This is a genomic window from Mucilaginibacter rubeus (assembly GCF_003286415.2).
Classification (GTDB): domain Bacteria; phylum Bacteroidota; class Bacteroidia; order Sphingobacteriales; family Sphingobacteriaceae; genus Mucilaginibacter; species Mucilaginibacter rubeus_A.
Genome location: NZ_CP043450.1, coordinates 4762155 through 4774800, shown reverse-complemented (window position 1 = coordinate 4774800; position 12646 = coordinate 4762155). Strand labels below are relative to the sequence as shown.

The window sequence follows — 12646 nt, the reverse complement described above, 5'->3', positions numbered from 1 at the left end:
CAAGGATAGATGAGTACTATTATTGATGCCACCGTTGCTTTAAAAGTAAACGCGAAGTTGGGCGAAGGCTCGATATGGAGTGTTGAAAACCAAAAGTTGTACTGGGTTGATATTGAAGGCAGATGCTTAAATGTTTTTAACCCTGTTACCGGCGAAAACAAAGTATTTGATGTTGGCCGGCGAATTGGCACAGTGGTACCTGTAACTAAGGATACTGTTTTAACTGCTCTTGAAGATGGTTTGGCAACAGTAAATCTTGAGAACGGTGCCGTTGACTATATCCTGAATACCGAAATTCATAAAGAACATAATAAGCGATTTAATGATGGTAAATGTGACCCTCATGGTCGGTTTTGGGTTGGCACTTTATCTATGGATGGTGTCAGTAATGTGAGTTCACTGTATTCCGTCGATAATGGGCTTGATCTTAAGGAACAAGTTAGCCAGGTGTCAATATCAAACGGTATAGCATGGAATGCCGATGGTTCAAAAATGTATTATATCGATACCCCGACAGGAGAAATCGTACAATATGACTTCGACTCAAAGCACGGCAATATTTCAAATAGGAAATTGATCTTAAAAATAGCCGAAGAGAACGGCTATCCTGATGGAATGACTATTGATAGCGAAGGATTATTGTGGGTTGCTTTATGGGATGGATTTGGTGTGATCAGGGTTGATCCATCAACCGGAAATATTTTGCAGAAGATCAATATCCCCGCGCCTAAGGTAACTTCATGTGCTTTTGGAGGGCCAAATCTCGACCAGTTGTACATTACTTCGGCAAGTGTTGAAATGTCGACCGGGGAGTTGGAACAATATCCGCTAAGCGGCTCAATATTTGTTGCAGACTTAGATGTTGCGGGCGTACCGGCCAATTACTTTAAATTCCTGAACTAAACAGGGTATTTGTATTTAATTTATAAATTTTCCTAAATATTGTTATCCTTCCTGTTGGTTGGGTAATTTGAAGCGAAAGGCTGATAGTTAATATTAACCCTTTCGCTATATTTTTTTAAGATAGTGCAACAAATTGCCAGTTTTTAAGTATAAGCTTTAAATATGGCTATTGGGTGAGTTTAGTTGATACCGGGCATTTTAGCGCTTCGTATCATCTTTTAAGCTCTCCTGTAAGTATAATTTTTTTTTGATTGTATTTCTGTGATATTTGAATAAAAAACACAATCGTATGCTCCTAATTAGCTGTTATCTATTTAATATCGGGCTTATTGGGAGTTTATCTTTATAAACACTATGACTATAATACCAACCCCGCTCGAGGGATGCCTGATCATAAAACCACGTATTTTTAATGATGACCGTGGTTACTTTTTTGAATCTTTTAACCAGCAGCGATTTGCTGAGGCTACAGGCTTCAATATTTCTTTTGTACAGGATAATCAATCATATTCAACAAAGGGTGTACTACGTGGCCTTCATCTGCAAAGGGGCGAATTTTCACAGGCTAAACTGGTGAGGGTAACTAAAGGTGCGGTATTGGACGTAGCTGTTGATCTGCGTAAAGGTTCGGCAACTTATGGCCAGTATTGCAGCGTGATCTTATCAGAAGAAAATAACGAACAGTTTTTTATACCAAGAGGGTTTGCACATGGATTTATTGTGTTGAGCGATGAAGCCGTGTTTCAATATAAATGCGATAATTATTATGATAAAGCGTCGGAAGGCGGCTTGCACTATGCCGATCCCGACTTAAATATCGACTGGCAACTAAGCGGCAGTGATGTGCTGGTGTCGGACAAAGATATTGAGCTGCCCTTTTTAAAGGATGCTCCTGATTTTGGTTTTTAACCCTATCTTCCATAAGTCAAAAAAAATAACACGAAGTAAAATGCAAAACATCATTGTATTCGGTGCATCCGGACAATTGGGTAACTGTTTAAAAAAAGTGGCAGAAGAAAAAGGGATAAATTATATCCATTTTTTGCCAGAAGACGAGGCTAATATTCTTCGCGAAGACCTGCTTGATATAGTTTTTGAAAAGTATAAACCAACTTTTGCTATCAATTGTGCTGCCTATACAGCTGTAGATAAAGCCGAGGACGATGTTGACCTTGCGCGTGCCATTAATAAAACAGGGGCCGCTAACCTGGCTAAACAATGTAAAACTTACGGTACTGTCCTTGTACAGATCTCGACAGATTTTGTTTTTAAAGGAGATGTGGCGTTACCGCGTACGGAAGAGGATGCTGCTGACCCTATTAGCATATATGGCCTTACCAAGTTGGAAGGCGAACAGGATATCACAGCAATTATTGATCAATACTATACCATCCGTACAAGCTGGTTGTATTCTGAATATGGCAACAATTTTGTAAAAACCATGTTGAAGCTTGGGGCCGATCGGGACGAGCTTAAGATCATTGCCGACCAGGTTGGTACCCCAACCTATGCTATTGACCTTGCAGGTGCTATTCTTGATATAATTAAGTCAGATAAAAAGGCTTATGGCATTTATCACTACAGTAACGAAGGGGTAACTTCATGGTATGACTTTGCCAAAGGCATTTTTGATATTTCGGGTACCAATGTTAAAGTATTCCCGATCCGTACTGCAGAGTTTCCAACAAAGGCACAGCGCCCTGCCTTTTCGGTGATGGATAAGGCTAAAATCAAATCCACATTCGGGATGGAAATACCGTATTGGAGAGACAGTTTGGAAGTCTGCATCAAACGATTATCGGATACACAATGAATTCCTTGAAAATGCAAGCTTTTTAACAGCGCTAAAAAGATATTTTTAAAATAAAAGAGGCTCCCTGCACGGGAGCCTCTTTTATTTTGTTCTCTCAGGAAACCTGCTTTTTGCTATGGATTTGTCTTTAAAAAGATCTGTTAATGGTGGTACTATTCCAGCTTGTATCTGCAACCAAATGAAAACCGTTGCCCGCTGGTTTACCGGCACCCCCAAATAAATTGCCGGTTAAAACTGTTTTTTTATTAGGTAAGCAGCTTACGTTTGGTATAGTTAACGAGGCAATATCAGGCGAAAGATTATTGATTGTTGTGCCAGATGAGCAATAAATTGATTGGGTTGAAGAAGGCATAGCCAAAAAAACTCCGGTATTAAAGCTGTAGTTAATTTTACCGATATCGGTCGGGGTTAAAAAACTGTAAGTCTCATATGTGTTAAGTGTTATTGTTTTAGGGGTACCACTACCTATGTAATACTTTTCACCTATAGAGGAAATTTCAAGCGCTAAAGTTTTTGCATTTGCAGGTATCGCATCTTCTATAACCACCTGCACCTGTGACGTTATCCTATCTAAACTGACATTTATAGACCCGGTTTGCGGAATGGTTAATGCTAACTTTTTATAAAAAGCATCTTTGTTAAAATTGGTTATGTAACCAGTGGGAGTATCGTTGCTTTTATAAAGCAGGATATCGGTACTTAATTTGTGTAGATAAGCATACTGACCACCGGTTTCACCACCAAACCAAGTGTAATCTGTTGATAAAACTAAGCCGGTTTTACCCGCAGCAACAACGGCTGTGTAATTCCCATAATTTAATGTGTCTGTAAAAGAGCCAAACCCACTATCTGTTGATAATTTCTTGAGTAAATGTACGAAGGTCCCATCCGGATTATAAATTGCTAAATACATCACATCAACCTGATCGGTAAGCGCATTGGTAGCAGTGCTATTGGTTTTTAATGAATTGACTTTGAAATCACTTGTTTGCTGTGAAAAGCCCACGTTAAAGGTAATTACGTGTTGTTCTTTATCCGGTTTAGGATTGCTATTGTCAGAGCTTTGCTTTTTGCAGGATAAAATAACCATACAAGTTAGCGCAAGGCCTAAAAGAGATCTTTTCATTTTTTTTAATTTAAGTTTATCACTTAATGATTTTACCGTATTGCAATTTGCTTTAATAATGGATAATAATAGGACTTGGGTCCCAGTCATTATTAATACTAATGGTGAACGGTCCAATGGCGCCATAGTTAAACAACTTGCCCGATAATATGGTCCTTGTGTTTTTTTGGCAGGTGACATTGGAAAGAATAATACCAGAACTTACCAGGCTTTGATTCGCATCGTAACAGGTGATTTTTACCGTAAACGGACTCGAAGTATTGGCCATAATACTGGTTATTTTAAAGTTGGGCTTTCCTTTCGCGGCATCAGGAATGACAGTGGTAAGCGTCATTGCGGACGCATAATCAAGGTTTTCAGTAGCAATAAAGAATCCAGTATACTCTTTGCTTATTTCAACAACAATTGTTTTAGCATTAGCCGGTATAGCGTCTTCAATATTAATTTGTAATTGCCCAACTATTCTGTTCAACGTTATATCCTGGTTGATGTCTCCGGATACAGTTAATTGAAATTTATCGAAAAATGTATCCTTCCATAATGGCTGATAAGAAGCATCTTTTTTATAGTTTAAATACATCCGGTCATTATATTGGAATCCTGTTAAACCGGCAGCAATAGAAATGGTATAAGTACCGGCGGGCAAACGATCTGAAATGACACCGAAGTTACTGGCAGTAGAATCGATAGCTATGCTATGAAATATTGAAGGAGTACCATTTCTATCAGGAACTAAAACAAAGTATTTTATAACTTTAAAATAGTCGGCGGTAATAGGTGTGGGCGTGGCATTTGTTTGTAAGCCGTTTGTTTGTGTTTTTTTGCCGGCCGTGTTTTCTATGGATTGTGTAAAACCATTCAGCCCCAATTTTACATTATATTCTTTAGCATTAGGGTCTGTAACAGGGTGATGGTCCTTTTTACAGGAAAATGCAAAAAAATACACACCAAGCAAAAAAGGTAGATATTTTTTCATAAGGTTAAGTTTTTTTCAAAGTTAAATTTAATTTATAAAGTATACTAACTAATTTTAAATTAGCCGGTTGCGGTAGCATCTAAACTGCAGGAATCATTTATTTGATTAAAGACAAAGAATAGCACAATAGTATTCATGCCTTTTGATTTATTCTATCCAAGTAGGAGTACAGGGTATGATTGAAGCGAGGCTACTTCAAAATTCTATTAATATTTGAGGCAAAAAAATGAACAAAAATAGCTGAGTCTAAAATATAGATTAGCTCGGAACGGTTCTTAATAAAGTAAAAGAGGCTCCCTAAGTAAGGAGCCTCTTTTACTTTGGAATATTTGCTTTTTTACTATTTCCTAAAATAGGAATTTGAGCTTATGAAATCTTTTATGGTATTTTATAACAACAACCTGCTTTTCTTTTGCCTTGCGGTGTTTTTACATTAAAAAGGTTTACTTACAATTGTACTATTCCAACTTGTATCTGTAACTAAATGAAAACCATTGCCGACGGGTTTACCCGCCCCACCAAATAAATTACCTGTTAAAACCGTTTTTTTATTGGGTAAGCAGGTTATATTGGGTGCAGTTATTGAAGCAATATCCGGGTTAAGGCCGTTGTCTACCCCGCTGTTATTGATTGTTACGTCAGACGAACAAACAATAGTTTGGGTTGACAAAGGTATGGCCAAAAAAATGCCCGTATTAAAACTGTAATTAGTTTTACCAATATCGGTCGGAGTTAAAAAACTGTAGGTATAAATTGTGTTACGGAATGTTGTTTGAGGTGCACCGCTGTTTACATAAAACATACTGGCTACGTAAGAAATCTTAAGTTCCAGGGCTTTTGCCTTTGCCGGTATCGCATCTTCTACAACTACTTGCTCCTGCGAGGTTATCCTGTCTAAATTAATAGTTAAAGCCGCGGTTTGCGGGATGGTTAATGCTACTTTTTTGTAAAAAGCATCTTTGTTAAATAGGGTTGGGCCAATCACGGGACCGGTTTCTGATCCATAAATCAGAACGTCAGTGCTTAAATTGTGTTCTACAAAGAAACCACCGGTTTCTTTACCAACCCAATGATATTCTGGTGTTAAAGATAACCCTGTTTTCCCGGCAGCAAAAATAGCTGTGTAATTTCCATAATTTAGTGTGTCAATAAAAGAGCCAAAACCATTATCTGTTGATACTTTTTTGAGTATATGTAACAGGCTTCCATTCGTATTATAAATTGCCAAATACATTACATCAGCCACATCGGCCAACGCCGTGGTGGCCGTCGTACTATTGGTTTTTAAGGAATTGGTTTCTAAATCACCCGTTTGCTGTGAAAACCCCACATTAAAAGTAACTACGTGTTGTTCTTTAGTTGGTTTAGAGGGAGTATTGGTATCAGAGCTTTGCTTTTTGCAGGATAAAACAACCATACAAATTAGCGCAAGGCCTAAAAGATATCTTTTCATTTTTTTAAATTTAAGTTTATCACTTAATGATTTTACTGTATTTATGTAGGCTTTAATAATGGGCAACAACAGGGGTTGGATCCCAATCGTTATTAATACCAATAGTAAACGGATCAGTGGTGCCATAGTTAAACAGTTTACCCGATAATATCGTCTTCGTGTTTTTCTGACAGGTAACATTGGGGACAGTGACTCCTGAGCCCACCGCGTTTTGATTAGCATCGTAACAGGTTATTTTTACCGCAAACGGAGTCGAGGTATTGCCCATAAGACTGGTTATTTTGAAGTTGGGCTTTCCTTTCGCGGCATCCGGAATGACGATAGTGAGCGTCATTGAGGACATCTGGCCGGATTTTTCAGTACCGATAAGATATTGACGAGATTCATCGCTTATGTTAACAATAATTGTTTTGGCGTTGGCCGGGATAGCGTCTTCAATATTAATTTGTAATTGCGCAACTATTCTGCTCAGCGTTACATCCTGGTTGATGTCTCCGGATACAGTTAATTGAAATTTATCAAAAAATGTATCCTTCCAGAATGGTTGATAAGAAACATCTTTTGTATAATATATCTGTTTGGGATTACTGTTACTGAATTGAAGGCCCGCTTTACCAGCCGCGACAACAACGGTATAAGTACCGGCAGGTAAGCGATCTGAAATAACGCCGAAGTTGCTGGCTGTAGAATCGATTACTATGCTATGAAATATGGGGCCTTCCTCGCTGTAATCACCAGGGCCAAAAACCAGATACCGGACTACTTTTAAATAATCGGCGGTAACAGGTGTGGGTGTTGCATTGGTTTGTAAGCCGTTCGTTTGTGTTTTTTTGCCGGCCATGGTTGTAATGGATTGCGTAAAACCATTGAGGCCAAATTTTACGTCATATTCTTTTGCATCAGGATCTGTACCGGGATGATGATCCTTTTTACAGGAAAATGCAAAAAAATATACACCAAGCAAAAGAGGTAGATATTTTTTCATAAGGTTAAGTTTTACTCAAAGTTAAATTTAATTTATAAGGTATGCTAACTGATTTTAAATTAAATAGTTGAGGAGGTGTCTAAACCGAAGGAATCACTCCGGCTTTTTATTTACTCTCCTAAAGTAAGAGTAAGCTGTATGGTAGAAGCGAGGTTGCCTCAAGAATTTTATTATAAATAGGGGGAAATCTGAATCTAAAATAAAGCTCAGCTCAGAACAGCCCGCGGTAAAATACTATGATAATAAAAAAAGCGATCAGGTAAAACTCATCTTTTACCTGATCGCTTTAATGACTTTTGCATTTTTAAGAAGAGATTTTTTAATTGTATCCCCTTTAAGAGTCTGGCTTTGGCCGTAGTTTACAAAAATGTACCCGCCGCCACAGTTTCATTGGTTGATTCATCAACCAGGATCAATGAACCGGTAATTCGGTTTTTGCGATACTCGTCAAACACTACCGGTTGGGTAGTGCGTAAACGTATCTTCACCATTTCGTTCATCTTGATATCGGTATTTTCTTCCTGCTTTTCAAGTGTGTTGATATCCAGCTTATAATAAACCTCTTTGATGATCGACATTACTTCGCGCGTGGTAGTTTTAAGGTGGTATTTTGCCCCCGGGCGCGGTCCGCGTGTTGCCATCCAGCAAATCATGGCGTCAAGGTCCTGGCTTACCTGTGGTTCGCTGTCATCTTTTACAATCATATCGCCACGACTTACGTCAATGTCATCCTCTAAAGTAATAGAAACCGACATCGGCGCGAAAGCTTCCTCAACCGGGCCCGAATAGGTATCGATAGATTTAATGACTGATGTTAATCCCGATGGCAATACGGTTATCTTATCGCCAGGCTTAAAAATGCCTCCGGCTATACGCCCTGCATAGCCCCGGTAATCATGATATTCATCAGCATGCGGACGGATCACTGTTTGTACAGGGAAACGTGCGTCTGAGTGGTTTTCATCACTGGCAATATGGATAGTTTCCAGGGTATGCAACAAGCTCTCGCCTTTGTACCATGGCATATTTTCTGAATCGTTTACTACATTATCGCCGGCCAAAGCGCTCATGGGTACAAAACGGATATCTTTAACATCAATTTTGGCTGCAAATGCCTCGTATTGCTCAACTACTTTGTTAAAAGCCTCTTCACTGTAATCAACCAGATCCATCTTGTTTACGCAAACAATAATGTGGGGGATCTTTAACAGTGAAGCAATGAACGAGTGGCGGCAGGTTTGCTCAACCACACCTTTGCGCACATCAATAAGTACAAGTGCAAGGTTAGCAGTTGATGCGCCGGTAACCATGTTACGAGTATATTGGATATGACCCGGAGTATCGGCAATAATAAATTTGCGTTTAGGGGTTGCAAAGTAGCGGTAAGCAACATCAATAGTGATGCCTTGTTCACGCTCAGAGCGTAGGCCATCGGTTAACAACGATAAATCAACATGCTGAAGACCTTTGCGTTCGCTTGATTGTTTTACAGCCTCCATCTGATCTTCAAAGATGGATTTTGAATCGTATAGCAAGCGCCCTATAAGGGTACTTTTTCCATCGTCAACACTACCGGCTGTAGTAAAACGTAATAATTCCATTGTGGTGGTATGTTTTTTGCTCCGGGCATTGGGACCCAAAGGCTTATTGAATCAAATTTTAAAAATAACCTTGCTTTTTCCTGTCTTCCATTGAAGTGTCCGAGCGTTTGTCATCACTGCGGTTACCACGTTCGGTACTGCGGGTGGCCGATACTTCGGCAACTATCTTCTCCAGCGTGTCGGCATCAGATTCGATACCGCCGGTGATGGTGATATCGCCGAGGGTACGGAAACGCATCAACTTGTTTTCGATAGTCTCACCTTCGCGAAGCTGTAAAAACTCAGAAGCAGGCAGCCAGGTATTATCGCGGTAAACGGCATCACGCTGGTGTGCAAAGTATAAAGAAGGTATGGCTATGTTTTCCTGTAAAATATAGTTCCAGATATCCATCTCAGTCCAGTTGCTGATCGGGAATACACGGAAGTGCTCGCCCATACGCTTGCGGCCGTTGAAGATATTCCAAAGCTCGGGACGCTGGTTTTTAGGGTCCCATTGACCAAATTCATCGCGGTGGCTGAAGAAACGCTCTTTAGCGCGTGCTTTTTCTTCATCACGGCGGGCACCGCCAATGGCTGCATCTATTTTATGGTTTTCAATGGCATCAAGCAGAGTTACTATCTGCAACTCGTTGCGGCTGGCATTAATACCGCTTTCTTCAACTGCGCGGCCTTTATCAATTGATTCCTGAACCGAGCCTACAATAAGTTGTACGCCAAGGTTTTCAACCAGCTTATCCCTGAATTCCATGGTTTCCGGAAAGTTGTGGCCGGTATCAATATGAATGAGGGGCATAGGAATTTTGGCAGGCCAGAATGCCTTTTTTGCCAGGTGTGTTACAACAATAGAGTCTTTCCCGCCCGAAAACAGGATGGCAGGACGATCAAACTGCGCAACCACTTCCCTGATAATGTAAATGGCTTCCGATTCTAATTCCTGCAGATGAGTAAGATAATATTTATGCATGTTACCGATAAAACACTGCTAACCCCACCTAAGTAGTAGAGTTTTGCATTTAAACTGCAATTATACGCAATTATGGCAACTATCATGCTATCTATTTGGAATTTAACTTTTGTGTTTTATTATAGCAATCAGGCATAAATTAAACAAAGCGGTAATATTTTACGTAAACCATAAAGCTGAAAAAAATATTTATTTTAGCTGTAGGTAATTGAAGGATTTTAGCAATAATTATAACATATCACGTTTATAGGCATACCAAAAAAACATACATATTTATGAAAGGAATTATTTTAGCGGGCGGTTCAGGTACACGTTTATACCCTATAACCAGGGCCATAAGCAAACAATTGATGCCTATTTACGATAAGCCGATGATCTATTATCCGCTGTCTGTTTTGATGCAGGCCGATATTAAGGAAATATTGATTATCACCACTCCGGAAGATAATCCGGGGTTTAAACGCCTGTTAGGAGACGGTGCTGAACTTGGGTGCAAGTTTGAATATGCAATACAGGAAAAACCCAATGGCCTTGCCCAGGCTTTTGTAATAGGCGAGCAGTTTATTGGCGATGACAAGGTAGCCCTGATATTGGGGGATAACATATTTTACGGTACCGGCTTTGCCGAACTGATCCGCAGTTTCAATGATGTTGATGGTGCTGCCATCTTCGCTTATCATGTAGCAGATCCGGAGCGTTATGGTGTGGTTGAATTTGATGCTGAATTTAGAGCGTTATCAATTGAAGAAAAGCCACTTCAGCCTAAATCAAAGTTTGCTGTGCCGGGTCTTTACTTCTACGACAACTCTGTGATCCAAATAGCCAAAGATCTTAAACCATCTCCGCGTGGCGAATACGAAATTACCGACGTAAACAAGTTTTACCTTGAACAGGGTAACCTGCATGTTGGCGTAATGGATAAAGGTACGGCCTGGCTTGATACAGGAACCTTTGATTCACTGAGCGATGCTACCGAATATGTGCGTGTGATTGAAAAACGCCAGTCCACAAAAATTGGCTGTATAGAAGAGGTTGCTTATCGTCGTGGATTTATCAATGATGACCAGCTGCGGTTATTGGTTGAGAAGTATATCAAAAGCGGTTACGGAAAATACCTGCAAAGCTTATTGCCGCAATAAACATTTATGCCGGTGTTTCTATTGTTTTGATCATTTGGTCAATGACATTTGGGGCACCGGCATCAAACCAGATAAAATCTTTATCTTTTCTGAACCAGGTAAGCTGCCTTTTGGCAAAGCGCCTGGTATTTTGTTTTATGAGTAACAGTGCCTCATCAAGGCTTATTTTCCCGTCGAAGTAATCGAAAATTTCGGAATAGCCAACTGTATTTAAAGCATTCAAATAGCGATAGGGCAGGAGGGATTGTACTTCCTGTACCAGTCCTTGTTTAACCATGAGGTCAACACGGAGGTTGATACGCTCGTATAGCTTTTCGCGCGGCATATCAAGCATCAGTTTAATTACATTAAAAGGCCGTTTGTTAACTGTTGCGTTGCGATAAGAGGAAAACGTTTTACCCGAAGTTTCAAAAACCTCTAAAGCCCGGATGATGCGTTGGGGGTTATTCAAATCAACCTCGTTATAATAATCAGGGTCAACCTGTTTTAGCTTTTTTTGTAATACCTCGAGGCCTTTTTCTTCAAGCTCGAGGTTTAGTTTTTCCCGCACAGCCGTATCGGCCACAGGCAAATCATCGAAGCCTTCGCAAATGGCTTTAATATACAGGCCCGAGCCCCCGGCGAGAATCACCTTGTTGTGTATTTTAAAAAGTTCGTCTAAAAGTGCAAGTCCCTGCTTTTCAAAATCGCCGACAGAAAAACTTTCAGATATTGAGTGCGAATTGATAAAATAGTGTTTGGCCGCAGCTAATTCGTTTTCATCGGGCTTGGCGGTACCAATACTCATCTCCCTGAAAAACTGCCTTGAATCTGCCGAAACTACAGCGGTATTGAAATGTTGCGCCAGTTTAATAGCTGCTGCTGTTTTACCCACAGCGGTAGGCCCGGCAACTACTATAAGGGTTGGGATGGAAGTGTTCATAGATGATGATTCATAGTTCATAGTACGGAACCTAATTGAAAAGTGGTTTAGGAAATACCATAAACCATCAACTATGAACCATCAATTAAAATTTAATAGTCGTCGCTGTTGCCGCGGCCTGGTCTTTCATCGTCATCAAAGCCTTCATCATCACTAAACTCGTTGCCAAACTCGTCTTCCTCTTCCTCCTCATCGCTATGACCGCCGCTTTGTTTTTCTTCCGGTAGATCATCGCTATCGGTAACTTCTGAAAAATCTTCGGCATCTTCAGGATTAAAGGCCATCTCGTTCAGGAAGTCAAAGTCTTCGGTAGTAGGAGGTAGGATGGTAGGGTTAAAGGCGTTGCCAAATTGTTTAGGAGCTTCACCAACTGATTTTACAACAGCAGGGTAGCTTGTGGCTGCGTTTTCATCAAGAATGATCTTAAGCAATTCGACATGAAAATCGAATGGGCGATCAAAATTAAATGTATAGTAAAATTTCTGGTGCGGATCATCAATAAAGCTTAACAGTTTTACTTTATTCATTAATGACACGCCCCGGTCAATACGTCTTTGATTGGGCAGGTAAGTAATTTCTTCACCTTTGGTCCACTGATCGTTGCTGATATAAAATGATGACGGAAATTCCGGATTGTAGCCGGTTGACTGATGAATTGCGCGGTGAAGGTCTTCGAAAGTTTGGTTTGATTTTACATCAATTTCTCTCGTAACGTCATCGTAGTCTTCAAAAGTAACCCTGAACCTGTATACTGCCATTGCTTA

The 12646-nt window shown here is 40.0% G+C and carries 11 protein-coding genes; 4 read left to right on the top strand and 7 right to left on the bottom strand.

The features are described from left to right. Positions 1–9: 9 nt before the first annotated feature. The 3 genes from DEO27_RS18760 (at position 10) to rfbD (ending at position 2716) form a co-directional block, all read left to right on the top strand. Entirely contained in the window at positions 10–903 is an 894-nt protein-coding gene (locus DEO27_RS18760; RefSeq protein WP_112572619.1) for an SMP-30/gluconolactonase/LRE family protein, read from the top strand. Positions 904–1257: 354 nt separating this feature from the next. Next, positions 1258–1812: a dTDP-4-dehydrorhamnose 3,5-epimerase gene (gene rfbC, locus DEO27_RS18755; RefSeq protein WP_112572617.1), complete on the top strand. Its 555-nt coding sequence runs from the start codon at positions 1258–1260 to the stop codon at positions 1810–1812. A gap of 40 nt (positions 1813–1852) precedes the next feature. Continuing rightward, on the top strand, positions 1853–2716 hold the full coding sequence (gene rfbD / locus DEO27_RS18750; RefSeq protein WP_262714147.1) for a dTDP-4-dehydrorhamnose reductase: 864 nt from the start codon (positions 1853–1855) through the stop codon (positions 2714–2716). 127 nt (positions 2717–2843) lie between these two features. Here the strand turns inward: rfbD and DEO27_RS18745 are convergent, their stop codons facing one another. The 5 genes from DEO27_RS18745 to cysD form a co-directional block, all read right to left on the bottom strand. After that, positions 2844–4022 carry a FimB/Mfa2 family fimbrial subunit gene (locus tag DEO27_RS18745; RefSeq protein ID WP_146750052.1) on the bottom strand — a complete coding sequence of 393 codons (1179 nt, stop codon included), beginning with the start codon at positions 4020–4022 and terminating at the stop codon, positions 2844–2846. Between the two features lie 1229 nt (positions 4023–5251). Beyond that, on the bottom strand, positions 5252–6271 hold the full coding sequence (locus DEO27_RS18740) for a hypothetical protein (protein WP_146750051.1): 1020 nt from the start codon (positions 6269–6271) through the stop codon (positions 5252–5254). A gap of 52 nt (positions 6272–6323) precedes the next feature. After that, a complete protein-coding gene (locus DEO27_RS18735; RefSeq protein ID WP_112572607.1) occupies positions 6324–7256 on the bottom strand; it encodes a hypothetical protein in 933 nt (310 codons plus the stop codon). 359 nt (positions 7257–7615) lie between these two features. Further along, a complete protein-coding gene (gene cysN, locus DEO27_RS18730; RefSeq protein WP_112572728.1) occupies positions 7616–8857 on the bottom strand; it encodes a sulfate adenylyltransferase subunit CysN in 1242 nt (413 codons plus the stop codon). A gap of 58 nt (positions 8858–8915) precedes the next feature. Further along, positions 8916–9821, bottom strand: a complete 906-nt coding sequence (gene cysD, locus DEO27_RS18725) for a sulfate adenylyltransferase subunit CysD (protein ID WP_112572605.1) — start codon at positions 9819–9821, stop codon at positions 8916–8918. Between the two features lie 275 nt (positions 9822–10096). On the opposite strand from cysD, the gene rfbA reads away from it, so the two are divergent. Further along, a complete protein-coding gene (gene rfbA, locus DEO27_RS18720; protein ID WP_112572603.1) occupies positions 10097–10960 on the top strand; it encodes a glucose-1-phosphate thymidylyltransferase RfbA in 864 nt (287 codons plus the stop codon). Between the two features lie 4 nt (positions 10961–10964). Here the strand turns inward: rfbA and miaA are convergent, their stop codons facing one another. Beyond that, positions 10965–11882, bottom strand: coding sequence for a tRNA (adenosine(37)-N6)-dimethylallyltransferase MiaA (miaA, locus tag DEO27_RS18715; RefSeq protein WP_112572726.1), 918 nt, complete (start codon positions 11880–11882; stop codon positions 10965–10967). A gap of 92 nt (positions 11883–11974) precedes the next feature. After that, complete coding sequence (locus tag DEO27_RS18710; RefSeq protein WP_112572600.1) at positions 11975–12640, bottom strand: IS1096 element passenger TnpR family protein; 666 nt, start codon at positions 12638–12640, stop codon at positions 11975–11977. Positions 12641–12646 lie beyond the last annotated feature (6 nt).